Source organism: Thermobifida halotolerans, from assembly GCF_003574835.2.
In the GTDB taxonomy this organism is placed as follows: domain Bacteria; phylum Actinomycetota; class Actinomycetes; order Streptosporangiales; family Streptosporangiaceae; genus Thermobifida; species Thermobifida halotolerans.
Genome location: NZ_CP063196.1, coordinates 4,813,134 through 4,835,760 on the forward strand (window position 1 = coordinate 4,813,134; position 22,627 = coordinate 4,835,760).

The window sequence follows — 22,627 nt, forward strand, 5'->3', positions numbered from 1 at the left end:
GTACTGGTGGATACCGACCGGGTCCGCCGTCGGGCGGCCGTCCCGTCCTCCTGCCGTCGACCCGCACCGGCGAGGGCACCACGATCTCTGGGGGGAGTACGCGGCCATGACGCATCCGCGCAAGTCGCTTGACGAGGTCATCCACGCCCCGGTGCGGTTCTCCGTCATGGCCGCCCTGGCGGCGGTCGAGACGGCGGACTTCAGGACCGTGCGCGAGGCCGTGGAGATCACCGACTCGGCGCTGTCCAAGCAGATCGCCACCCTGGAGAAGGCCGGTTACGTCAGGGTGCGCAAGACGTTCGTCGGCAAGCGCCCGCGCACCTACCTGTCTCTCACCGGGGAGGGGCGGCGCGCGCTCGAACGCCACGTCAACGCGTTGAGGGAGATCGCGTCGGGAGTGGTCGAGAGCTCCTGACCCGCGGAGTCCGCGGCCCGCCCGCGCCCGTCGACCACGGGCCGGGCGGGCCTTCTTCGTTGGCTAGTACTTGCCAGAATGGAAAGTATGTGCCACCTTGGTGAAAACAGTCGGCAAGGAAAGTACTTCCGAAAACCGGAGAGTGCGGTCGACGACGGGAAGGAGGTCGCAATGGCCCCGACCGGCCCCGCGGTGGTCATCGAGAGACTGGTCAAGCGCTATCCCGCTCCCGGCGGCGGAGTCACCGCCGTCGCCGGGATCGACCTGACGATCGGGGACGGGGAGATCTTCGGACTGCTCGGCCCGAACGGCGCGGGCAAGACCACGACCATCGAGACCCTGGTGGGACTGCGCACGCCCACCGAGGGCACGGTGCGCGTCCTGGGGTTCGACCCGGTCCGTCAGCGTGACGAGATCCGCAGATCGGTGGCCGTCCAGCCCCAGCAGGCGGCGGTGTTCGAGTTCCAGACCGTCGCGGAACTGCTGCGCGCGTGGGCCTCCTTCTACCCCGACGCCGCTGACCCCGACGAGGTCATCGAACGGATGGGCCTGACCCGGTCGCGTGACGTGCGGGTGGCCAGACTGTCCGGCGGGCAGCGGCAGCGGTTGCTGGTCGGCGCCGCGCTGATCTCCAGGCCCGGGCTGCTCGTCCTGGACGAGCCGTCCACCGGGATGGACCCCAACGCCCGCGAGGAGCTGTGGGAGGCGATCCGCGCGCACCGCGACACCGGGGGGACGGTGCTGCTGTCCACCCACTCCATGGAGGAGGCCGAGGAGCTCTGCGACCGCGTCGCCATCCTCGACCGCGGCCGGATCGTCGCCTGCGGCGCACCGGAGGAACTGGTCCGCGAGCACGCCCCCGAACAGGAGGTGCTGTTCACGGTCGCGGCCGGAAGTGACCTGACCTGGCTGGAGGAGCACGCCGGCGTGCTGGAGACGACCACGGTCGAGCGGCCCGGAGGCGGCGTCCGGGTGCGGCTGCGGACGCTCGACCCCGACCGCGTCCTCGTGGATGTGCTGACCGGACCGTTGGACGCCCGCCGCATCCAGACCGGGGAGGCCGGACTGGAGGAGGTGTTCCGCCGGGTCACCGGACGCTCCTTCGCCCGGGCCGACGTCACCGAGAACGCCGAGGAGGGCGCGTGAGCACATCCGTGATGCGGGAACTGGTCCTGCTGCAGACCCGCGAGTTCGTCCGCGACCGCAAGTACTTCCTCTTCGCGCTGATCTTCCCCCTCGGCATGATGGGGATGTTCCTGGGGCTGGAGCGGATCATGCCCGAAGCCCCCGGCTCCGGTACGGACCTGCGGCAGATGGTTGTGCCCATGGCGGTCTACCTGGCGCTCACCGGTGTCGGCTGCACGGCGACCGCGGCTCCGCTGGCCGCCATGCGCAGCAGGGGGACGCTGCGGCTGCTGGGCACGACCCCCGTGGGCCGGACCCGGTTGGTCCTCACCCACATGCCCGCACGGCTGGGACTGGTGCTGGTCCAGGTGGCGCTGCTGCTCGCGATCGGTGTGGCGATCGGCGCGGTGAAGCTGTCCGCGCTGCCCGCGCTGTTCGGCGTCAGCCTGCTCGGCCTGCTCATGTTCGGTGCGCTGGGCTACCTGCTGGGCGGGCTGCTGGAGACCCCCGACGCCGCGGCCAACGTGAGCACCCTGGTGCAGTTGGCCGCGTTCTTCCTCAGCGGGTTCGTCGTCCCGCTGGACCTGCTGCCCGACGCGGTCGCGAAGGTGCTCGGCCACCTGCCGACGGCCTTCTTCGCGGACCTGATGGCCGCGCGGTTGCCCGGCAGGGACCCCGTGCACCCCGCCTGGCTCTCGGTGCTCGTGGTCCTCGCCACGGCGGCGGTGTGCGTCCTGCTGGCGGTCCGCACCTTCCGGTGGGACCAGGGCGAGTCCCACTGACCGCGACGGAGCCTCCCGGTCCTCCCCGACGGCGCCGCCTCGGGGAGTTCTCCTTCTGCTCCTCCGAAGGGAGAGGACAATGGTTGCCAGGTGCTTCGGCTGGGAGGAGCAGGCATGCGTGCGGGGCATGTGCCACGCCGGGACGACGACACGCCTCGGCGTCACCACCACGAGTTCACCAACGTCGTGCTGCGCGCGATCACGTTCCAACTCGGTCCCCGGTTCTTCACCCTGGCCCGCGAGAAGCGGCTCGCCGAGGGCCTGCTCGGCGCGTGGCAGCGCGCCGGAGCCACGCTGCCCGAGGAGCAGCGCCTGTCGTCCGCCGGGTTGACCACGGTCTTCACCGTCCGTGGAGCGCTGGAGGCCGCCGTGGTGGTGCTGCCCCAGCCGATGCGGACGGGGGAGGCCTACCTGGTGTGCGGCGCCCGCGGCGACGATCCGTTCCTCGGCCCGGGCGACCCGGACTTCTTCGTCCTGGAGGCCGACCGCACGTTCCGCGGAAACAGCACCGAGCGCCGGACCCGGCTGGTCCGCTGGACCCGGGACGGGCGCAGCCTCGACCTCGGGGAGGGGCCGCTGCCGGAGGTCGGCGCACTGCTGGACGCGATCATCCGGGTGATGGCCATCGGGTCATGACGCTGTCACCCGGGCCCTCTGGCACTCGACTACTACTGAGTAGTAACATTGGTTTGTTACCAGTCAGTAGATCGCTGTGTGTAAGCAGCGGCCGTGACACAGCGGAGCGCGGGCCATGACGCACTACAAGAGCAACCTTCGGGATCTCGAATTCAACCTGTTCGAGGTGTTCAACCGCCAGGAGGTGATGGGCTCCGGTCCCTTCGGAGAACTCGACGAGGACACCGCCCGTACCATCCTGGACGAGGTCAACCGCCTGGCCACCGGGGTTGTCGCGGAATCCTTCGAGGACGCCGACCGCAACCCCCCGGTGTTCGACCCCGAGACCAACTCGGTGAAGATCCCCGAGAGCTTCAAGAAGTCCTACAAGGCGTACATGGACGCCGAGTGGTACCGCCTGGACCTGCCCCCCGAACTGGGCGGCACCGGCGCTCCCCGCTCCCTCGTGTGGGCGGCGGCCGAGCTGATCCTGGGCGCCAACCCCGCCGTGCACATGTACTCCGCAGGCCCCGGTTTCGCCCACGTCCTCTGGCAGGAGGGCAACGAGGAGCAGAAGAAGTTCGCCCAACTGGCGATCGAGCGCGGCTGGGGCGCCACCATGGTCCTCACCGAACCCGACGCGGGCTCCGACGTGGGCGCCGGACGCACCAAGGCGATCAGGCAGGACGACGGCACCTGGCACATCGAGGGCGTCAAGCGCTTCATCACCTCGGCCGAGCACGACATGACCGAGAACATCTTCCACCTCGTGCTCGCCCGCCCCGAGGGCCACGGCCCCGGCACCAAGGGCCTGTCGCTGTTCCTGGTGCCCAAGTACCTGGTCGACGAGGACGGATCGCTGGGAGAGCGCAACGGCGTCTACGTCACCAACGTCGAGCACAAGATGGGCCTGAAGGTCTCCACCACCTGCGAGGTGACCTTCGGCGCCAAGCACCCCGCGGTCGGCTACCTCGTCGGCGACAAGCACGACGGCATCCGGCAGATGTTCCTCGTCATCGAGTACGCCCGGATGATGGTCGGCACCAAGGCCATCGCCACCCTGTCCACCGGCTACCTCAACGCGCTCGCCTACGCCAAGGAGCGGGTCCAGGGCGCCGACCTCACCCAGCAGGCCGACAAGACCGCGCCCCGGGTGACCATCACCCACCACCCCGACGTGCGCCGCAGCCTGATGCTGCAGAAGGCCTACGCCGAGGCGCTGCGCGCACTGGTCATCTACACCGCCACCCAGCAGGACGCGGTGCAGATCGCCACCGCCAACGGCGAGGACGCCTCCGAGCACGAGGCCCTGAACGACCTGCTGCTGCCGCTGATCAAGGGCGTGGGCTCGGAGCGCTCCTACGCGCTGCTCGCCGAGTCCCTGCAGACCCTGGGCGGCTCCGGCTACCTCCAGGAATACCCGATCGAGCAGTACATCCGGGACTCCAAGATCGACACCCTCTACGAGGGCACCACCGCCATCCAGGGCATGGACCTGTTCTTCCGCAAGATCGTGAAGAACAACGGCCAGGCGCTGGGCAGGCTCATGGGCGAGATCCAGGCGTTCGCCACGAGTGAGGCGGGCAACGGCCAGCTCAAGAACGAGCGCGCGCAGCTCGCCGAGGCCGCGGCCGACGTCCAGGCGATGGTCGAGACCATGGTCGGCGACGCGATGCGCTCCATGGAGGAGACCCGCGAGATCTACAAGGTCGGCCTCAACACCACCCGCCTGCTGCTGGCCCTGGGCGACCTGGTGCTGGGCTGGCTGCTGCTGCGCCAGGCCGAGGTCGCGCTGTCCCGCCTCGACGGCGCGGGCGACGCCGACAGGGACTTCTACACCGGCAAGATCGCCGCGGCGCGGTTCTTCGCCGACCAGGTCCTGCCCCGGCTGTCCGTCGAGCGCAGGATCGCCGAGCGCACCACGCTCGACCTGATGGACCTGCCCGAGTCCGCGTTCTAGAGGAGACGACCAGGCGACACGGTCGGGGCGGGGGCCGCACGGCCCCGCCCCGACTACTCCTCCGGCGGTGTCGGCGTGCTGCGCACCTCGCTCGACGGAGGGCGCAGCGGCGGTATGCCGCTCCTCCGGGGCTTGAGGACCATGGGACGCCGACGGATCGCCGTCTCGGCTTCGGCGTCCTCGGGCGGCACGGTGTCGGCCTCGGAATCCTCGGAAGCCGAAGCCTCCGGCTCGGCACCGGAGGACGGTTCCGGCGCGTCGACCGCCCCCACGGCCGAGTGCGCCTCGTCGCCGGCCGGGTCGTCCGTGAGCGGGGAGGCGCTCTCCCAGTCGTCGAGGTCGTCGACGCTCTCCCAGTCCGCGTCGTCCGCCCAGGCGGTGTCGGGGGCCGCCCGGTCCGCGTCCCGCCGCGCCGCGGCGGACCCGGTGGGCTCGGACGGTTTCTCCGTGTCGTCACGGGGGGCGGCGGCCTGCCGAATCGCACTGCTGCCCGACGCGGGGACGCGCCGGGGAAGTCGGTCGCCTCCGGAGTCCGGCGGGAAACCCGACGCGGAGACGGAGTCCGGCTCGGAGCCGCGCACCCCGCCGTCCGGCTCCGGCCGGTGGGGGCCGTCGAACAGGTCCGGGAGGGGCGGCGCCGAGTCGGCCGTCCAGTTGTCGGCCGCCGACAGCGGCTCGGAGGCGTACGGTCCGGTGTCCGCCACCGGATCGGGCAGCGGAGCCGGGGAACCGGGCGGCGTCGGCACCGGTTCCGGCTCCTCCGGTGCGCGGTCGACCGGTGGCAGGGGAGGCGCGACGGCCGGAGCGCGTGCCGCCGTCCGGTCCGGGTCCGGTTCCTCCTCGTCCGCGGCCCCGTCATCGACGTCGGCCGGAACCGGCCGGTGTCCGGAGGAGCGTTCGCCGCGGACCTGCGCCACGATCCACAGCATGAGCCGGAACGAGATCAGCAGCGCGGCCCAGGGCGCCACCGCGACGACGAGCGTCGCCACCCACTCCAGCAGTTCGTAGCGGAACGAGCGCAGCGCGCTGGCCGCCGCCGCGAGCAGGATCATCACCAGGACGAGCAGGTCCACCCAGACCCGGCGGCGCCGTGGCGCCTCGCGCAGCAGATAGGTGGTCCAGAAGGCCATCAGCAGCAGCAGGGTGAACAGCGCCGGGTACAGGTGCGCGGTCCACCCGTCGGCGCCGCCCCGCACGGCGACCTGGTAGATGCCGTTGTAGGACAGCAGGACGGCGCAGGACGCGATCACGGCGACACCGAGAACGGCCATCACGATGACAGCCGAACGCGGCGACCCGCCCGTCGCGTTCGGCGGGGGCGCCGTGCGGCGGGCGGCTCGGGAGGGTCGGGAGGATTGAGCTGCCATCGTGCGCAGGCTAGCCCAGAACCGGCTGCTAGCACGAGGTTCCCGGCCGAAAACGGTAGGAGACGCCACGGCGTGCGCCCCGGGGCTCTTCCGGTTCTCCCAGTTGGCAGGCGCCGCGGGGAAGAGAGGTGTGCGAAGAGCCGATCGGTCCCGTGCGCCACGTCACGGCTTCGGTCGAGGAACCTCGGGCAATTACGTGCCGACCGCTTCACGGATCATCCCGCCCCCACGCGGCGGACGCGGGCGCGACGTACAGCGGTCCGGGAGGATCGCAGAGAGGGCCGGGAAACGGCTACCCTGGGCAGCGTGAGTCTGCGCTTCTATGACACCCGAACCCGCCAGGTCCGTGACTTCGTCCCGCTTCGCGAGGGATGTGTCTCGCTGTACCTGTGCGGCGCCACGGTGCAGGCTCCCCCGCACATCGGGCACATCCGCTCGGGCGTGAGCTTCGACATCCTCCGCCGCTGGCTGCTCCACCGCGGCTACCAGGTGGTCTTCTGCCGCAACGTCACCGACATCGACGACAAGATCCTCCGGGTCGCCGCCGCCGAGGGCGTGCAGTGGTGGGAGGTGAGCGAGCGCAACCACCGCGCCTTCAGCCACGCCTACGACGTGCTGGGCTGCCTGCCGCCCACCGTGGAGCCGCGCGCCACCGGGCACGTCCCCGAGATGGTCGAACTGATGCGGCGGCTCGTCGAACGCGGTCACGCCTACGCGGCCGAGGACGGCTCCGGCGACGTCTACTTCGACGTCGCCTCGTATCCCAGGTACGGTTCGCTGTCCAACCAGCGTGTCGACGAGATGCGTGCGACCGAGGACGGCGACGCGCGCGCCAAGCGCGACCCCCGCGACTTCGCCCTGTGGAAGGGCGCCCGTCCCGGTGAGCCCTCCTGGCCCACCCCGTGGGGACCGGGGCGTCCGGGCTGGCACCTGGAGTGCTCGGCGATGGCCACCAAGTACCTCGGTTCCACGTTCGACATCCACGGCGGCGGTGTCGACCTCGTCTTCCCGCACCACGAGAACGAGTCCGCGCAGTCCAACGCGGCCGGGGACGGGTTCGCCCGCTACTGGCTGCACAACGGGATGCTCACCACCGGCGGCGAGAAGATGAGCAAGTCGCTGGGCAACTCGCTGCTGATCCCCGAGGTGACCCGGCGGGTCCGCCCGGTCGAGCTGCGCTACTACCTGGGCCAGGCCCACTACCGCTCCAACCTGGACTACTCCGAGGAGTCGCTGCGCGAGGCGGCCACCGCCTACCAGCGTTTCGAGAACTTCCTCGTCCGGGTGAACGAGATCGCCGGACCGGTGCCCGAGGGGGTGCCGGTGCCCGACGAGTTCGCCGCCGCACTCGACGACGACCTCGGCGTGCCCCAGGCGCTGGCGGTCGCCCACACGCACGTGCGCGAGGGCAACTCCGCGCTCGCCGAGGGCGCCAAGGAGCGCGCGGCCGAGATCGCGGGACGGCTCCGGGCGATGCTCGCGGTCCTCGGCCTGGACCCGCTGTCGCCGCAGTGGGCCGGATCCGACGACTCCGGGCTGCGCGGGGTGGTCGACGCGCTGGTGTCGGTGGTGCTGGAGCAGCGCCAGGCCGCGCGCAGGCGCAAGGACTACGCCACCGCCGACCAGATCCGCGACCAACTCGCCGAGGCGGGGATCGCCGTCGAGGACACCCCCCAGGGACCGCGCTGGGAACTCAAGCGCGACTAGGACGTCGACCCGTCGGTGCGGCCGGGAACACCCGGCCTGCCCACCGACGTCGAATCGAGGAATCAGGACATGCCGTCGAAGAGGACGAAGAAGGGTCCCACCAAGGGCAGCGGCGGCAAGGGCCGCCGCGCGCTTGAGGGCAAGAAGGGCACACTTCCCGCCGAGAAGCGGCACTGGTACGCCGACAAGCAGCGGGCCAGGGCCGACCGGAGCGCCAGCAGGCCCGCGACACCGGTGCGTGTCGCGGGCGACAACGGGGCCGCGCTGCGCCGCCGGGACGGCTCGGAGCTGCTGATCGGCCGCAACCCGGTGGTGGAGGCGCTGCGCGCCAGGGTGCCCGCGACGCGGCTGCTGCTGGCCAACAGCCTCGACCCCGACGAGCGGATCACCGAGGCCGCCAGGCTCGCCGGACAGCAGGGCGTCGCGGTCTCCGAGGTCACCCGGGCCGAACTGGACCGGCGCTGCGAGGGCAACGGGCTGCCCAAGGCCGCGCACCAGGGGATGATCCTCCAGGTGCGCCCCTACGAGTACTGGACGGCCGAGGACCTGCTCGACGAGGCGCGCAGGGGCGAGACGACCCCGCTGGCGGTCGCCCTGGACGGGGTCACCGACCCCCACAACCTGGGTGCGGTCGCGCGTTCGGCGGCGGCGTTCGGCGCGAACGGACTGCTGGTGCCCGAGCGGCGCGCCGCGGGCGTCACCACGGCCGCGTGGAAGGCGTCGGCGGGAACACTGGCCCGCCTGCCGGTGGCGCAGGTTGTCAACCTGACCCGCACGCTCAGGCAGTACCAGGAGGCGGGATTCTTCGTCGCCGGTCTGGACGCCGAGGGCGACACGGGTCTCGACCAGTTGGAGTTGGCCACCGAACCGCTCGTGGTCGTCGTGGGCTCCGAGGGCAGGGGGCTGTCCCGTCTGGTGCGTGAGACCTGCGACGTCGTGGTCTCCATCCCGATCCGAGGCGTGGAGTCCCTCAACGCCTCGGTGGCCGCCGGAGTGGCCCTCTACGAGGTGGCCCGCCGCCGCACGGCAGCGGAGTGAACCCGAAACCGGTACCATTCCCCCTGGGTGTTCCGACACCGGCCGGCGTAGCTCAATTGGCAGAGCAGCCGCCTTGTAAGCGGCAGGTTAGGGGTTCAAGTCCCCTCGTCGGCTCCACTCGGGCAGCAGCGACGATCTTGCCGGAAGTGGGCTGTGACCAGCGGTTCCGGCCCGTGTTCGTCAGGATCAACACTCCAGCCGTGGGCGACCGGCAGCGTCTGGAGGAGGTCGCCGCCGAGCTGGACTCGCGCCCACGCAAAGCGCTCGGCTGGGAGACCCCGGCCGAGCGCCTGGCCGTGGCCAGTCGATCAGCAGTGTTGCGACGCCCCCTCGAATTCGCCCTCTGAGAGCGAGGGCTTTCTTCACAGCGGTTACAGACCGCCGGTGCGCACCGCAACCCAGCAGCCCCGCCCACTCGGCGGCCGGGAACTCCAGGTGCCCTTCCGCCGGGTGCTGCGAGTCGCGAACAGCAGTGGTGCCGGGCAGGTCGGCGATCTCCACGCAGTTCTGGCCGGTGTCCGTGCTGTGGCCGGACTTGCGCCAGTCGGTGATGTGGGAGTCCATCTCATCGGTGATCACCCAGACCCGCGGCGAGTTCGGACGGCCCAAGGTCTGCTTGTGCATCATCGGTGCCTCCACCCGCCGCTCCGCCTGGTCGTCGGGAGCGACGCCACCGCCCCTGACGAGTGCTCTGGCGTAGTTCGCGGTCTGGAGAACGCCAGGAATGACCGCCGGTTCGGACGTGCGAATCCGTGGCGCTTCGGTCTCCAGGTCGACATACGCCCGGAGCCGAGCACGTCCCGGTAACCAACCCACCACCCGGTCTGGGGTGCCTCCCGAGCCAGGCGCCGGTACGCCTCCCGGGTCTCCTGGCCGGTCACCCCGTACACGTCCAGCAGCGCCTGCACGTCGACGTCACGCAGCCTCAAGATCCTTCGCATCCCGATCCTGGTGACTCCGTCTCTGACCAGGCGCGCTCAGGACTGCGCTCCTTCGCTTCGGTGGCGGCCTGCTCCGCGGTCAAACCTCTGGCCTCGCACAGTCGGAGCAGGACGCGGGCGGTGCGCCGACGACGGAGCGCGGGACTGACAGCCGATTCGGTCCGGGTCCTCTTCCGGGGGCGGCGTGGACCTTCAGATCCTACGGTCGCGGATTTCGCCCGTGTCCTGCTCCCACAGGGCACCTGTCTCCCAGGAGTGCCATGCGTCTGCTGGCCATGTCCGCCACGCTGCTGGCTGCGGTCCTCGCGCGTCCGACGCCTCACGAGAAATCCCACCGCCGAAGTCCAGCGAGCCCTCGCCCCGCCCGGAGGGAAAAGGACGATCCCTCCCCGGCCCCGAACCGACTCCGAAGCTGCCGCGCCTCGCGGCCGAAGGGGACCTCGGCATCGGTTGAGGCCGGTGAACCAGGCACCAGGATGCGCGTCGGCCGGGAGGTCCGGCAGCTCTGTCCTTTCCTCACCGGGACTCGAGCGTCCGACTCCGCGGCGGGCGCGGGCGCGGGCTCGGGCCGGGGAGGGGAGGCAGTCCACCCCAGCCGTCCGGGGCGGGCTCCCACGGGCAACCCGTGGCGCCCACCCCAGGGGCCGAACTGGAATACCCCTGGCCCGGGACCGGTTCGCGGCCCCCGTACCCCCCATGAGCACCCCACCGCCAGAACCCGGAAAAATCATGCGGCACCGGGCCAGTACACCCAGTTCTTCGTGGAGTTGCCGCCGCCCCCCGCACACCGCCCCGTCCGAAACCCGTTTTCCCGTTCGGTGCGCGGTGAGTCGGACACTGCCAATCTGGGGTGTTTATCGCGGTCACGCTCGGACAGTGGGCAGTTCTTCCCGGTCAGCGCGGACCGGTCGAGCAAGACCGAATTTTTACCCGCCGGAAAGGGTCTGTCCGTATTGCGGCCGAGTGAGATCCCCGCCGGTCGGGGTATCCGGGGGGATGGGTTTCCGCGAATCCGGGAGACGAAAAGGGGGAGACGTGTGCGTGACGGGGAGTGGGTAGCGGGCACCGGCGCGGAGTTGCGAGGGGTCCTCAAGGTCATGGTCGACGCCGGATGGCTGCCCGGCGGCGTGGCGGTGGTCGGCTCCGGAGGGCTGTGGGAGTTCATCGCGATCGGCCGCGTCGGCATCGAGTGCGGGGAGGCGGTCACCGCACCCGACACGTACTACGACGTGGCCGGGCTCACCCAGGTCATGGCTACCTGGCCGCTGGTCGGGCGGGCGGTCGCCGAAGGCATGCTGGACCTCGACGCGCCCATGTCCCACTACTTCCCCGGCAGCTATCCGGGGGGCGCGGTGACCGCCCGGCAGATCCTCACGCACACCTCCCGCCTGAACCCGGTGACCTGGTTGGAACGCTACGTCGGCACCGACCAGCCACTGGCCGAGGCGATCCTCTCCGAGGAACTGGAGGAACCCGGATACCGCTCCACCGACCGAGGCTTCATCCTGCTCGGCCTCCTGTTGGAACACCTGCACCGGCAGCCCCTGGACCAGCTCGCGGACGACCTGTGGCGGCACATCGGCCTGACGGAGACCCGCTACGGCCCGCTGCCGCGCACCGCGTCGGTGGCCCCCACCGAGCGCCGCATCCCGGGCGTGGCGGCCACCTGGGGGGTGGTGCACGACGAGAGCGCGGCCCTCATGGGCGGTGTCGCGGGGCACGCCGGGGTTTTCAGCACAGCCACCGACCTGGGGATCTTCGCCCGAGGCCTGCTGGCGTGGCACGCGGGCGAGCACGGCGTCACCCCGTTCACCAGCTTCGTGCGGCAGAGTTGGCTGCCGCACCGGGCGGTCGACTCCCGGTTCGCCCGCGGCCTGGCGTGGAAGGTCACCGACGACGGCCTCGTCTACCACAACGGACTCACCGGGACGAGCCTGTTCCTGCACCCGTCCACCGGACGCTACGTCGGCCTGCTCACCAACGCCATCCACTACGGACGCCGCCGCCCCGGCCTGTGCGACCTCAGGGCGGCCGTCCGTTCGGCGTTCACCGGCTGACGCCGCGCCGCCCGCGTCCGCGACGGCGCCGCCCCCGGACCGGGCGCCTGCCGGACTCCGCCGTCGACTCCGGTTCCCGTCGGGGAAGGTCATAGGGGTTGGCGGAGCGCCGCCACAGCACCACCAGGCCCACCACGGCCATCAGGACCAGAAGCGCGGTGCCGCCCGCCCACAGCACCCACCGGGGAACAAGCGGGTCGTCGGCGAGCTGCTCGGCGAGCTCCGGGTCGAAGGGAGGCACGTTCTCGGCGGTCGTCCCGGCGGCGGCCATCGCCCCCGAGGCGCTCAGTGTTCCCGCTCCGTAGCCGGGCTGTCCCTGTTCGGCGGGGGCCTCGGCGCCCTCGGTGAGCGCCTCGACGACCTGGTGCGGCTGTAGCTGCGGGTACTCGGCGCGGATCAGCGCGGCCACCCCGGCGGTGAACGCCGCCGCCGCGTCGCTGCCGGTGACGGTCGTGTAGCCGCCCTCCGCGTCCAGGACGGTGATCTCCTCCCCCGGAGCGGTCAACGCGATGTGCTCCCCGCGACTGGAGAAGTCCGAGAGCGTCCCGTCGGAGCCCACCGATCCCACCGCCAGCACACCCGGGTAGGCGGCCGGATAGCCGGCCTCGCCGTCCGCGCCGCCCGAGACGATGACGACCACACCGTTGTCCAGAGCGTAGTCGACCGCCTCCCGCTCGGCGTCGTCGGCCTGCGCGGAGAAGCCGCCGGCGGCGAGCGGAATGCTGACGACCTGCGCGCCCTCGTCCACGGCGCGGCGGATGCCCTCGGCGAGCGCACCCGGTTCGACCGCGGCGCGTTCCGGTCCGTCCGCCTCGGTCGCGATCCGGATCGACAGGATCTCCGCCTGCGGCGCCACCCCCATGGCGCCGCCGGTGTGCTCGACGCCGTGCCCGCTCGCGGCGATGATCCCGGCCATCATCGTGCCGTGCACGCCGTAGCCGTCACTGCCGGGATCCGGGTCCTGGCCGGTGAGGTCGGGACCGACCGTGACCGAATCCAGGTCGGGATGGTCGGTGACCACCCCGGTGTCCAGCAGGGCGACGGTGACGCCGGAGCCCCGGGACTCCTCCCACGCCTCGTCCACGCCGATCCTGTCCAGTCCCCACTGGTCGACACCCAGGTCCGCGACGTCCGCCGCCGACGGGGCGGCCAGCGGGCCGGCGGCCAACGCCGCGCAGACGCCCAGAGCGACGAGCGTCCTGGTCCGTGTCGTGCGCATGGCGACTCAAACCTCCCCGACGGCCGATGACCTCTGACGTGCGCGCTCCGGCCGGGACTGCCGTGGGCGCATGTCATTCTTTCACGTGCTTTGTGCTGGTCAGTGTCAGTTCCACGGGCACCCCCACCCGCAGCCCGAGCAGTTCGGCCGCGCTCGCGCCGTTCACGGCCAGGGCCAGCCGCCCGGCGGAGTCGGTCAACAGCAGCGGTTCGCCTCCGGGCACCGCGCCGAAGGTCGGGGCGACGGCGAGCGTCCGCGGACCGGTGGGCAGCAGCACGGTGATCCGGTCGGGCGGCTCCGCCCCGCCCAGGGCGGCCCGCAGGTCCTCGGGGAACAGCGACAGTTGGCAGTTGCCGAACCGGTCGACGGCGTGCACCTCGCCCCGGACCGCTCCCGCGACGACCTCCCGGCGCGGTTCGGGCAGCCGCACCAGGCCCGCCGGGTCCACCGCGCGACCGGCCGCGGTCAGCGGCAGCCCGGCGGCGATCCGTGCCCCGACGGGGGCGTAGACGTCCCGGCCGTGGAAGGTGCGCGACACCGGATGCCGCCACAGCGACCCGTTGGTCAACTCCACGGCCGACTCGATCCCGCCGAGCGCCTCCGCCGCCCAGACCAGCAGCCCGTTGTCCGGACCGACCAGCACGTGTCCTCCGGCGGCGAGCGCGACACTGCGCCGCTCGGTGCCCACCCCGGGGTCCACCACGCACACGTGCACCGCGTCCGGCAGTTCGGGGGCGGTGTCGGCCAGCACGGTCGCGCCGCACCGCACGTCCCCCGGCGGGATCTCGTGGGTGATGTCGATCACCGGCACCCCGGGGGCGTGCCGCAGCATCTGGCCGCGGCAGGCGGCCACGAAACCGTCCCGTGTTCCGTAGTCGGTGAGGAAGGACAGGCAACTGTGACCTTCGCGGTTAGTCATTCGGAGGTTCTCCCTGATTCCCACCTGGAGTCGCTACGATAAATCGCCCGATCCGGACGAGGAGGCGTCCAATGTCAGATGCCGGACCCAGAGAACAGGACCCGCCCGATCGCGCCCCCCGGCGATCGGCGTCCGCTGACCAGACCCGACTCGACGAACGCGACCAGCGCATCCTCGCCTTCGAACGCCAGTGGTGGAAGCTCGAAGGCTCCAAGGAGCAGGCCATCCGCGACGAGTTCGGTTTCTCACCCACCCGCTACTACCAGATCCTCAACGGCCTCATCGACCGCCCCGAGGCGCTCGTCTTCGACCCGATGACCGTCAAACGTCTCCGCAGGAGGCGCGCCGACCGGCGGCGGCAGCGCGTCGCCCGGAAACTCGGCATCCGACTCTAGGCGCGTCCACCGGACGTGCCCGGACCCGCGGCGCGCCCCGGGCGGGGGTTCCGCCGCGGCCGGTTCGGGGCATACCCCCCACCGTCCAGTCCACCGAGTGGAAAGCCGCCCATGTCTCTTCTCCAACCGACAACCGAGAGCGGCAGGGCCGCGCTCGACCGCATCCGCGCCGAGCCCGACCGCGCCGTCCTCGCGTTCGACTTCGACGGAACCCTCGCGCCGATCGTGCCCGACCCGCGCGACTCCAGGGCCCATCCCGGCGCGGTCGCGGCGCTGCGCGCCCTGGCCGAACGGGTGCGCGCGGTCGCCGTCATCACCGGACGCCCCGCCGCGGTGGCCGTCGAGTACGGCGGGCTCGACACGGTACCGGGGATCACCGTGCTCGGCCACTACGGCCGCGAGCGCTGGGAGGACGGTCGGCTCGCCGTGCCCGACCCGCCGCCCGGCGTGTCCACGGTGCGCGCGGCGCTGCCCGGGGTGCTCAAGCGGGTCGGCGCGCCCGACGGCACCTGGATCGAGGACAAGGACCACGCGCTGGCCGTGCACACCCGGCGCACCGCCGACCCCGACGCCGCTCTGGAACTGCTGCGCGCCCCGCTGGCGGACCTGGCCGAACGGTCGGGGCTCGCGGTGGAGCCGGGCCGCATGGTCATCGAACTGCGTCCGCCCGGCATGGACAAGGGCGCGGCGCTGACCGACCTGGCCGCCGCCACCGGGGCGGGGGCGGTGCTGTACGCGGGCGACGACCTGGGCGACCTCGCCGCCTACGACGCGGTGGAGCGGCTGCGGGACCGCGGCGTGGCCGGGTTCAGGCTGTGCAGCGGCTCCACCGAGGTCACCGAACTCGCCAAGCGCGCCGACCTGGTGGTGGCCGGACCTTCGGGGGTGGTGGAGTTCCTGGAGGAGCTGGTGGCGGACCTGGGTGGTTGAGCCGACCGGGTCCCGGATCAGTCGGCGGCGTCGGTCCCGGCGCCGCCGATGCGCTGCCGCCACGGGCCGTCGGCCAGCAGCCAGTGCGGGACGGTCCGCACCGGGAACGGCACGTCCGTGGCGAGGACGTTCTCGCCGAACACCTGCGCGTGCTCGACGTAGCGGTCGCCGTCGAGCCGGAACTCGGCGATGCCGGGCTTGTCGGCGGACGGGTTGACGATCCAGTACGAGGCGATGCCGAACTCGGCGTACTCGCGCAGCCTGGTGTGGTGGTCGCGGAACACGCTCTCGGGCGAGACCACCTCGACCGCGAGCAGCGGCGGCCGGGTGAGGTAGGGCTTCTCGAAGTCCTCGGCGCGGATCACCGCGAGGTCGGGGATGCGGTGGTGGGTGCCCTCGGCGTTGAGGTTGAGCCCCGGCCCGGTCAGCACCATGAAATCGTCGGGCGCGTTCACGCCCAGGTGGACCATCAGCCGCGACTCGATGAGTGTGTGAACGGAGAGCGGTGCGGGCGACACGTCAAGCCGCCCCTCGACCAGTTCGTACCTGCGGCCGTCGTCGGGCATCCGCCGCAGGTCCTCCACGGTCAGCGGCCGGTGCGGGGTGTGTGTCTCGCCAGCGCTCATGAGTGTCATCGTGCCTCCCATCACTCACGGAAGCCAGTATGGCGACGGAGGGTGACGGCGGAGGTGCTTTTCCGGAATCTGTGGACAACTTCCCTCCGGCGCCGGGGCCGTGCCGCACCCGGCGCCGGAGGGAGGCGGTCAGTCCAGCGCCCGCAACTGGTCCAGGAACCAGCGCTGCGGGGGCAGCGCCGAGGCGGCCTCCGCCAGGCGCTCGGTGCGCCGCCTGCGCTCTGTGTCGTCCATGGTCAGCGCCCGGTGCAGGGCGTCGGCGGTCTCACTCACGTCGTAGGGGTTGACCAGCAGCGCGTCGCGGCCCAGCTCGTCGGCGGCGCCCGCCTCGGTGGACAGCACCAGCGCCACCCCGTCCAGCGACAGCACCGGCCCCTCCTTGGCGACCAGGTTCATGCCGTCGCGGATGGGGTTGACCAGCAGCACGTCGGCGATCTGGTAGGACGCCAGGGAGCGCGGGTAGTCGTCGTTGACCTCCAGCACCACCGGTGTCCAGTCGTCGGTGCCGAACTCGGCGTTGACCGCCTCGGCGGTCGCGCGCACCGACTCGGTGTAGGCGCGGTACTCCGCCACACCGCCCCGGCTGGGGTAGGCGAACGCCAGGTGGGTGGCGCGTCCGCGCCACTCGGGCCGTTCGCGCAGCAGCTCGCCGAAGGCCTCCAGCCCGCGCACGATGTTCTTGGACAGCTCGGTGCGGTCCACCCGCACGACCAGCTTGCGGTCGCCGACGCGCTCGCGCAGTCGGGTCCGCCACCGCGCCACGTCGTCGGCCGCGGCCCGCTCGCGCATTCCCTCGGCGTCCGCGCCCAGGCCGTGCACCCCGACCCGCACGATCCGGCCGCCGTGGTCGACGGTGCGGGTGCCCCAGTTCACCGGGGCGCGCAGGAAGACCTCGCAGCACCGCAGGAACGCGTCGGCCCAGCGCACGCTGAGGAAGCCCAGGTAGTCGGCGCCGAGCATGCCCTCCAGGAGTTCCCGGCCGATCCCGGCGGGCAGCATCCGGAAGTACTCCGGCGGGGCCCACGGGGTGTGCGAGAAGTGCGTGATGCGCAGGTCCGGACGGCGCACCCGCAGCATCTGCGGCACCAGAGCCAGGTGGTAGTCCTGCACGGCCACCTTCGCCCCCTCGTCGGCGCCGGTCAGCAGCGCTTCGGCGAAGGCGGAGTTGTAGGCCCGGTAGTCCGCCCACTCGGCGCGGAACCGCGCGCCGAACGCCGGCTTGTTGGGGGTGTCGTAGAGCATGTGGTGAACAAACCAGAGTGTGGAGTTCGCCACAGAGTTGTAGGCGTTGCCAAAGGTTTCGGCGGGAATGTCCAGCATGCGTACGCTGGCCCCGCCGACGTCGTATCCGGCCTTGTCCAGTCGGCCCTCGGGCGCGGCCGCGGCGGCCTTGCGGTCGGCGTCGGACAGTGCCGCGCACACCCACAGCGTGTCGATCTCGGCGGCCACCGAACTCAGCCCGGAGACCAGGCCGCCACCGCCGCGCCGGGACTTGACGGCGCCGTCGTCTCCGATCGAGAAGGACACTGGTCCCCTGTTGGAAGCGACGAGGATCTGTGCCTTGTCCACCTGTTGGTCCACCTCTCAGCGGTTGGAGTCCGATGCCCCATTTGACTACACGGCCCAAGAGCCGGGGGGAGGCGGGTCGTGTCACACGTTCTGGTTAGTCTCGCCGGTCGGAGTGCCGTGCAAACCAGTCCGGCGACCTGCTGTCGGCCACGTCCACGTGACCGGGGAAGCGGCGAAGACGAACTACCCCGGATGGAAATACCGACACGTTGTCCGTTAAAGTGACCGACAGGTCTCGGTGCGGAACCGAGCGCACAACTTCAGATTGCTCATCCAGAGGGGTGGAGGGACACGGCCCTGCGAAGCCCCGGCAACCATCTCGGTGCACGTTTCGTCAGGTGCGAGGCGGCCGAGACAGGTGCCAACTCCGTCCCGTCGCCAGGGTGGCGCGGGGAAGATGAGGGGAGAACGCCTCATGGCGCTGACCGCCACGGAATCCGCCACGTCCGTCACCGACTCCTTCGGCTCCGCTGTCGCGCTGTCCTGTCGCGAGTGCGGCGCCCGCTACGACCTCGGTCCCGTCTTCGCCTGCATCGAGTGTTTCGGTCCGCTGGAAGTGGCCTACGACTTCGGCCGGATCACCCGCGAGTCCATCGCCCGGGGGCCGAACAACATCTGGCGCTACAAGGCACTCCTGCCGGTCCCGGCCGACGTCGAGGACCTGCCGAACATGAACCCCGGCCAGACCCCGCTGGTCAGGGCCGACCGGCTCGCCGCCGAACTGGGGCTGCGCTCCCTGTACGTCAAGGACGACTCCGGCAACCCCACGCACTCCTTCAAGGACCGCGTCGTGGCGATGGCCGTCGAGGCCGCCCGTACCTTCGGCTTTACCACCCTGTCCTGCTCCTCCACCGGCAACCTCGCCGGAGCGGTCGGTGCCGCCGCCGCCCGGGCCGGGTTCCGGTCGTGTGTGTTCATCCCGGCCGGTCTGGAGGAGGGCAAGGTCGTCATGGCGGCCGTCTACGGCGGCCAACTGGTCGCGATCGACGGCACCTACGACGACGTCAACCGGTTCTGCTCCGAACTCATCGGCGACCCGGCCGGTGAGGACTGGGGGTTCGTCAACGTCAACCTGCGCCCCTACTACGCCGAGGGCTCCAAGACGCTCGCCTACGAGATCGCCGAGCAGTTGGGGTGGCGCGTTCCCGACCAGATCATCATCCCCATCGCTTCCGGCTCCCAGCTCACCAAGATCGACAAGGGGTTCCAGGAGCTGATCAAGCTCGGGCTGGTCGAGGACAGGCCGTACCGGGTCTTCGGCGCGCAGGCCACCGGCTGCTCCCCCGTGGCCCGCGCCTGGGAGAACGGCCACGACGTCATCCAGCCGGTCCGGCCCGACACCATCGCCAAGTCGCTGGCGATCGGCAACCCGGCGGACGGGCCGTACGTGCTCGACATCTGCCGTCGCACCGGAGGCGCGGTCGAGCACGTGAGCGACTCCGAGATCGTCGACTCGATCAGGCTGCTGGCGCGCACCGAGGGCGTCTTCGCCGAGACCGCGGGCGGAGTCACCACCGGTGTGCTGCGCAAGCTGCTGGCCGACGGGGTGCTCGACCCCGAGGCCGAGACGGTGGTGTTGAACACCGGAGACGGGCTCAAGACGCTCAACGCCGTGTCCGGCACCGGAGTCACCGCGACGATCAAGCCGTCGCTGGGCGCCTTCAAGGAGGCCGGACTGCTCTGAGGCGTCGGTCCGTTCCCGTCGAGTCGAAAAGAACCAAGGAGTCCCAGCGATGAGCGTCAGTGTCCGAGTCCCCACCATTCTGCGCACCTACACCAAGGGGCAGGCCGAGGTGACGGCTGAGGGGAGCACCCTGAAGGAGGTGCTGGCCGACCTGGAGGCCAACCACTCCGGCATCCAGGCCCGCATTCTCGACGACAGCGGCAGGATCCGCCGCTTCGTCAACGTCTACGTGGGAGACGAGGACGTCCGGTTCGCCGACGGCCTGGACACCCCGACCCCGCAGGGCGTCCAGGTGTCGATCATCCCGGCGGTCGCGGGCGGCTGCTGAACAGGTCCGCGGCGGTGTGAGCCGATCCGGCCGGAGCGCGGTGCGCTCCGGCCGTTTCCGTTTCCCGAGGAACGCGGGAAAGTTGGGCAACGGCCGGTTTTGGCCGCTCTGACCTGCGGGTAGCGACCAGAAGAAGAATCCGCGAGACATTTGCACTCCCATCCTGAGAGTGCTAAAAAGAGACCGTTAGCACTCTCAGGACGTGAGTGCTAAATCGCGGATCGAGACGATGAGGTCGCGACTTCCGGCAGACGGGTGCCGGGCAGCCGCGGCCATCCGTCGCGGGCGTCGGCTCGTTCCCTCGCGTATCAGCCCGGTCTCGGGAGGACTAGAACTCTATGGCAGCCAAACTGATCGCGTTTGACGAGGAAGCCCGGCGCGGCCTCGAGCGCGGTATGAACCAGCTCGCTGACGCCGTCAAGGTGACCCTCGGCCCCAAGGGCCGCAACGTCGTCCTTGAGAAGAAATGGGGCGCGCCGACCATCACCAACGACGGTGTCTCCATCGCCAAGGAGATCGAACTCGAGGACCCCTACGAGAAGATCGGCGCCGAGCTGGTCAAGGAGGTCGCGAAGAAGACCGACGACGTCGCCGGTGACGGCACCACCACCGCCACCGTGCTGGCGCAGGCCCTGGTGCGCGAGGGGCTGCGCAACGTGGCCGCCGGTGCCAACCCGATCGGCCTGAAGCGCGGTATCGACGCCGCCGTGGCCCGTGTCAGCGAGGAGCTGGCGAACCTCTCCAAGGAGATCGAGACCAAGGAGCAGATCGCCTCCACCGCCTCCATCTCCGCCGGCGACACCCAGATCGGCGAGTACATCGCCGAGGCGATGGACAAGGTCGGCAAGGAAGGCGTCATCACCGTCGAGGAGGGCCAGACCTTCGGGCTGGAGCTGGAGCTCGCCGAGGGTATGCGCTTCGACAAGGGCTACATCTCGCCCTACTTCGCCACCGACCTGGAGCGCATGGAGACGGTCCTCGAGGACCCGTACATCCTCATCGCCAACCAGAAGATCTCCAACAACAACGAGTTCCTTCCGGTCATCGAGAAGGTCCTGCAGTCCGGCCGTCCGCTGGTCGTCATCGCCGAGGACGTCGAGGGCACCGCGCTGCAGACCCTGGTGGTCAACAAGATCCGCGGCACCTTCAAGTCCGTCGCCATCAAGGCCCCCGGCTTCGGCGACCGCCGCAAGGCCCAGCTCGGCGACATCGCCGTGCTGACCGGCGGCCAGGTCATCACCGAAGAGGTCGGCCTGAAGCTGGAGAGCACCGAGCTGGAGATGCTCGGCCGCGCCCGCAAGGTCGTCGTCACCAAGGACGAGACCACCATCGTCGACGGCGCCGGTGACGCCACCGCGATCGCCGGCCGGGTCAACGAGATCCGCGCCGAGATCGAGCGCACCGACTCCGACTACGACCGCGAGAAGCTGCAGGAGCGCCTGGCCCGCCTGGCCGGTGGCGTGGCCGTCATCAAGGCCGGCGCCGCCACCGAGGTCGAGCTCAAGGAGCGCAAGCACCGCATCGAGGACGCCGTCCGCAACGCCAAGGCCGCGGTCGAGGAGGGCATCCTGCCCGGTGGTGGTGTCGCGCTGCTGCAGGCCAGCGTCACGGCCTTCGAGAAGCTGGAGCTGGAGGGCGACGAGGCCATCGGCGCCGACATCGTGCGTCGCGCCGTCGAGGAGCCGCTGAAGCAGATCGCGATCAACGCCGGTCTCGAGGGCGGCGTCGTCGTGGAGAAGGTGAAGAACCTGGAGACGGGCGTCGGCCTGAACGCCGCCACCGGTGAGTACACCGACCTGTTCAAGGACGGCGTCATCGACCCGACCAAGGTCACCCGCTCCGCCCTGCAGAACGCCGCGTCCATCGCGGGTCTGTTCCTGACCACCGAGGCCGTCATCGCCGAGAAGCCGGAGAAGGCCGCCCCGGCCGCCCCCGGCGCCGGTGACATGGGCGGCATGGACTTCTAGTCCGCACCGCGGCGTCACACACGTCCACAGGGGACGGTCCCTTCCGGGACCGTCCCCTTCGTGCTGTCCGGACCCGTGGCCGCGGCCCTTCGCGGGGTCAGCCCTCCACCAGTCCCCGCCGCGCCAGCTCCTCCAGCACCCGCACCCCCGCCGGAGGGCACCGGTCGGCGTCGGCCGCGGTGAACCAGGCGAGCTCGGCGATCTCGGAACTGGGGGCGAGCGTCCCGGCGAACTCGGCGGTGTAGCAGGCCAGCCTGACCCGGGTGCCCTCCGGATAGCCGTGCGCGGCCGCGTCGACCACCGTGAACAGTTCCAGCGTCGCCGGGTCGAGCCGTACCGACACCTCTTCGGCGACCTCCCGCGTCAGCGCCTCGGCGTCGCTCTCACCCGGTTCGCGCTTGCCTCCCGGAAGGTAGAAGACGTCCTTGCCGGTGGAGCGGACCTTGAGCACTCTTCCGTCGCGAACGTGCACCCAGGCCAGCGCGTCCACGAGGGCGGGGGCGGCGGTGTCGGAGAAGTCCATGCCCCAACCCTAGAACCTCCTCCCCGTGCCGTTTTGCGGGGAACTGTAGGCACGAATCGGACTTTCCGGGGTACCGTCAAAGGGGTGTCGTCCTCACAGAACCGGACCGGAGAGGCGCCCGCGGCAGCCGCGGCGCTGACGATCCTCGCGGTCGTGGACGTCACGACGGCGGCCACGTACTCGCTGTTGGCTTTCACGGAATCGGGAGACAAGGTGTTCTGCGGTGATCCGCTGGAGCAGGGCTACCAGAAATGCGTTGACCAGATGGCGTTGTTCGCCGGAGCCTCGCTGATCCCCGCGATGCTCGCCCTGGCCTTGATGGTGGCCGCCTTCGCCGCTCCCATCCTCCGGAGCAGACCCGCCCTGCGCGCCCAGACCCTCGGGTACTCGCTGGTGGCGTGGGTGATCGCGGGCGGCACCCTGCTGATGGGCTGGCTGCCCGCCATCTGAG

At 71.0% G+C, this 22,627-nt stretch carries 21 protein-coding genes, 1 tRNA gene, 1 pseudogene and 1 riboswitch; of the genes and pseudogenes, 16 read left to right on the plus strand and 7 right to left on the minus strand.

Translation table 11 applies throughout. From position 1 onward, the window contains the following. Positions 1-106: 106 nt before the first annotated feature. The 5 genes from NI17_RS21545 (at position 107) to NI17_RS21565 (ending at position 4,897) form a co-directional block, all read left to right on the plus strand. Entirely contained in the window at positions 107-415 is a 309-nt protein-coding gene (locus NI17_RS21545; protein WP_068690044.1) for a winged helix-turn-helix domain-containing protein, read from the plus strand. A 171-nt stretch (positions 416-586) separates the two neighbouring features. Continuing rightward, positions 587-1,561 carry an ABC transporter ATP-binding protein gene (locus NI17_RS21550; protein WP_068690046.1) on the plus strand — a complete coding sequence of 325 codons (975 nt, stop codon included), beginning with the start codon at positions 587-589 and terminating at the stop codon, positions 1,559-1,561. Continuing rightward, positions 1,558-2,322 carry an ABC transporter permease gene (locus NI17_RS21555; RefSeq protein ID WP_068690048.1) on the plus strand — a complete coding sequence of 255 codons (765 nt, stop codon included), beginning with the start codon at positions 1,558-1,560 and terminating at the stop codon, positions 2,320-2,322. The genes NI17_RS21550 and NI17_RS21555 overlap by 4 nt, the downstream gene beginning before the upstream one ends. A gap of 114 nt (positions 2,323-2,436) precedes the next feature. After that, complete coding sequence (locus NI17_RS21560) at positions 2,437-2,958, plus strand: hypothetical protein (RefSeq protein WP_068690050.1); 522 nt, start codon at positions 2,437-2,439, stop codon at positions 2,956-2,958. Between the two features lie 115 nt (positions 2,959-3,073). After that, complete coding sequence (locus NI17_RS21565; RefSeq protein ID WP_068690052.1) at positions 3,074-4,897, plus strand: acyl-CoA dehydrogenase; 1,824 nt, start codon at positions 3,074-3,076, stop codon at positions 4,895-4,897. A gap of 53 nt (positions 4,898-4,950) precedes the next feature. Here NI17_RS21565 and NI17_RS21570 read toward each other — a convergent pair whose 3' ends face one another. Next, a complete protein-coding gene (locus NI17_RS21570; protein WP_243597563.1) occupies positions 4,951-6,168 on the minus strand; it encodes a DUF2637 domain-containing protein in 1,218 nt (405 codons plus the stop codon). 402 nt (positions 6,169-6,570) lie between these two features. Between NI17_RS21570 and cysS the strand changes: the two genes are divergently transcribed. From cysS to NI17_RS21590, 4 genes are all read left to right on the plus strand, one after another. Next, complete coding sequence (gene cysS, locus NI17_RS21575) at positions 6,571-7,971, plus strand: cysteine--tRNA ligase (protein WP_068690056.1); 1,401 nt, start codon at positions 6,571-6,573, stop codon at positions 7,969-7,971. Between the two features lie 69 nt (positions 7,972-8,040). Next, the gene (rlmB, locus tag NI17_RS21580; protein ID WP_068690058.1) at positions 8,041-9,009 is read left to right on the plus strand and encodes a 23S rRNA (guanosine(2251)-2'-O)-methyltransferase RlmB; all 969 of its coding nucleotides are present in this window, start codon (positions 8,041-8,043) and stop codon (positions 9,007-9,009) included. Positions 9,010-9,050: 41 nt separating this feature from the next. Beyond that, positions 9,051-9,126, plus strand: a tRNA-Thr gene (locus tag NI17_RS21585). A 29-nt stretch (positions 9,127-9,155) separates the two neighbouring features. Next, on the plus strand, positions 9,156-9,356 hold the full coding sequence (locus tag NI17_RS21590; protein ID WP_243597722.1) for a hypothetical protein: 201 nt from the start codon (positions 9,156-9,158) through the stop codon (positions 9,354-9,356). A 64-nt stretch (positions 9,357-9,420) separates the two neighbouring features. Here the strand turns inward: NI17_RS21590 and NI17_RS24760 are convergent. Further along, positions 9,421-9,828 (minus strand): annotated as a pseudogene (locus NI17_RS24760) (Scr1 family TA system antitoxin-like transcriptional regulator); the annotation flags it as partial. 1,159 nt (positions 9,829-10,987) lie between these two features. Here NI17_RS24760 and NI17_RS21600 point away from each other — a divergent pair. Then, entirely contained in the window at positions 10,988-12,007 is a 1,020-nt protein-coding gene (locus NI17_RS21600) for a serine hydrolase domain-containing protein (RefSeq protein WP_068690062.1), read from the plus strand. Here NI17_RS21600 and NI17_RS21605 read toward each other — a convergent pair. Together NI17_RS21605 and NI17_RS21610 are read right to left on the minus strand one after the other, a co-directional pair. Then, positions 11,997-13,226, minus strand: a complete 1,230-nt coding sequence (locus tag NI17_RS21605) for a S8 family serine peptidase (protein WP_068690064.1) — start codon at positions 13,224-13,226, stop codon at positions 11,997-11,999. The genes NI17_RS21600 and NI17_RS21605 overlap by 11 nt on opposite strands. A gap of 73 nt (positions 13,227-13,299) precedes the next feature. Then, a complete protein-coding gene (locus tag NI17_RS21610) occupies positions 13,300-14,145 on the minus strand; it encodes an SAM hydrolase/SAM-dependent halogenase family protein (protein ID WP_068690066.1) in 846 nt (281 codons plus the stop codon). Positions 14,146-14,216: 71 nt separating this feature from the next. Here NI17_RS21610 and NI17_RS21615 point away from each other — a divergent pair, with 71 nt between their 5' ends. Both NI17_RS21615 and otsB read left to right on the plus strand, forming a co-directional pair. Beyond that, positions 14,217-14,540 carry a DUF3263 domain-containing protein gene (locus NI17_RS21615; RefSeq protein ID WP_068690068.1) on the plus strand — a complete coding sequence of 108 codons (324 nt, stop codon included), beginning with the start codon at positions 14,217-14,219 and terminating at the stop codon, positions 14,538-14,540. A 111-nt stretch (positions 14,541-14,651) separates the two neighbouring features. Next, the gene (gene otsB / locus NI17_RS21620) at positions 14,652-15,470 is read left to right on the plus strand and encodes a trehalose-phosphatase (protein WP_068690070.1); all 819 of its coding nucleotides are present in this window, start codon (positions 14,652-14,654) and stop codon (positions 15,468-15,470) included. Between the two features lie 17 nt (positions 15,471-15,487). Here the strand turns inward: otsB and NI17_RS21625 are convergent, their stop codons facing one another. Together NI17_RS21625 and NI17_RS21630 are read right to left on the minus strand one after the other, a co-directional pair. Then, positions 15,488-16,105, minus strand: coding sequence for a Uma2 family endonuclease (locus tag NI17_RS21625; protein WP_199859989.1), 618 nt, complete (start codon positions 16,103-16,105; stop codon positions 15,488-15,490). A 129-nt stretch (positions 16,106-16,234) separates the two neighbouring features. Continuing rightward, positions 16,235-17,674, minus strand: a complete 1,440-nt coding sequence (locus NI17_RS21630) for an alpha,alpha-trehalose-phosphate synthase (UDP-forming) (RefSeq protein WP_068690376.1) — start codon at positions 17,672-17,674, stop codon at positions 16,235-16,237. 266 nt (positions 17,675-17,940) lie between these two features. Beyond that, positions 17,941-18,078: riboswitch (SAM riboswitch) on the plus strand. Between the two features lie 11 nt (positions 18,079-18,089). Between NI17_RS21630 and thrC the strand changes: the two genes are divergently transcribed. From thrC to groL, 3 genes are all read left to right on the plus strand, one after another. Then, a complete protein-coding gene (thrC, locus tag NI17_RS21635; RefSeq protein ID WP_068690072.1) occupies positions 18,090-19,358 on the plus strand; it encodes a threonine synthase in 1,269 nt (422 codons plus the stop codon). Positions 19,359-19,407: 49 nt separating this feature from the next. Beyond that, positions 19,408-19,686: a MoaD/ThiS family protein gene (locus NI17_RS21640; RefSeq protein WP_068690074.1), complete on the plus strand. Its 279-nt coding sequence runs from the start codon at positions 19,408-19,410 to the stop codon at positions 19,684-19,686. A 338-nt stretch (positions 19,687-20,024) separates the two neighbouring features. Continuing rightward, positions 20,025-21,653 carry a chaperonin GroEL gene (gene groL, locus NI17_RS21645; protein WP_068690076.1) on the plus strand — a complete coding sequence of 543 codons (1,629 nt, stop codon included), beginning with the start codon at positions 20,025-20,027 and terminating at the stop codon, positions 21,651-21,653. A 97-nt stretch (positions 21,654-21,750) separates the two neighbouring features. Here groL and NI17_RS21650 read toward each other — a convergent pair whose 3' ends face one another. Next, positions 21,751-22,176: an NUDIX hydrolase gene (locus NI17_RS21650; protein WP_068690078.1), complete on the minus strand. Its 426-nt coding sequence runs from the start codon at positions 22,174-22,176 to the stop codon at positions 21,751-21,753. An 84-nt stretch (positions 22,177-22,260) separates the two neighbouring features. Here NI17_RS21650 and NI17_RS24570 point away from each other — a divergent pair, with 84 nt between their 5' ends. Beyond that, positions 22,261-22,626 (plus strand): hypothetical protein, encoded by a 366-nt coding sequence (locus NI17_RS24570; protein WP_324609952.1) that lies wholly within the window; start codon positions 22,261-22,263, stop codon positions 22,624-22,626. The last annotated feature ends 1 nt before the right edge of the window (position 22,627 follow it).

Excerpts from the sequence above, each read along its gene's own strand:
- otsB (WP_068690070.1), top strand. The coding sequence starts at position 14,652 with ATGTCTCTTCTCCAACCGACAACCGAGAGCGGCAGGGCCGCGCTCGAC.
- NI17_RS21625 (WP_199859989.1), bottom strand. The coding sequence starts at position 16,105 with ATGACACTCATGAGCGCTGGCGAGACACACACCCCGCACCGGCCGCTG.
- rlmB (WP_068690058.1), top strand. The coding sequence starts at position 8,041 with ATGCCGTCGAAGAGGACGAAGAAGGGTCCCACCAAGGGCAGCGGCGGC.
- NI17_RS21565 (WP_068690052.1), top strand. The coding sequence starts at position 3,074 with ATGACGCACTACAAGAGCAACCTTCGGGATCTCGAATTCAACCTGTTC.
- NI17_RS21640 (WP_068690074.1), top strand. The coding sequence starts at position 19,408 with ATGAGCGTCAGTGTCCGAGTCCCCACCATTCTGCGCACCTACACCAAG.
- NI17_RS21650 (WP_068690078.1), bottom strand. The coding sequence starts at position 22,176 with ATGGACTTCTCCGACACCGCCGCCCCCGCCCTCGTGGACGCGCTGGCC.
- groL (WP_068690076.1), top strand. The coding sequence starts at position 20,025 with ATGGCAGCCAAACTGATCGCGTTTGACGAGGAAGCCCGGCGCGGCCTC.
- thrC (WP_068690072.1), top strand. The coding sequence starts at position 18,090 with ATGGCGCTGACCGCCACGGAATCCGCCACGTCCGTCACCGACTCCTTC.
- NI17_RS21605 (WP_068690064.1), bottom strand. The coding sequence starts at position 13,226 with ATGCGCACGACACGGACCAGGACGCTCGTCGCTCTGGGCGTCTGCGCG.
- NI17_RS21550 (WP_068690046.1), top strand. The coding sequence starts at position 587 with ATGGCCCCGACCGGCCCCGCGGTGGTCATCGAGAGACTGGTCAAGCGC.
- NI17_RS21545 (WP_068690044.1), top strand. The coding sequence starts at position 107 with ATGACGCATCCGCGCAAGTCGCTTGACGAGGTCATCCACGCCCCGGTG.
- NI17_RS21560 (WP_068690050.1), top strand. The coding sequence starts at position 2,437 with ATGCGTGCGGGGCATGTGCCACGCCGGGACGACGACACGCCTCGGCGT.
- NI17_RS21615 (WP_068690068.1), top strand. The coding sequence starts at position 14,217 with ATGTCAGATGCCGGACCCAGAGAACAGGACCCGCCCGATCGCGCCCCC.
- NI17_RS21570 (WP_243597563.1), bottom strand. The coding sequence starts at position 6,168 with ATGGCCGTTCTCGGTGTCGCCGTGATCGCGTCCTGCGCCGTCCTGCTG.
- NI17_RS21610 (WP_068690066.1), bottom strand. The coding sequence starts at position 14,145 with ATGACTAACCGCGAAGGTCACAGTTGCCTGTCCTTCCTCACCGACTAC.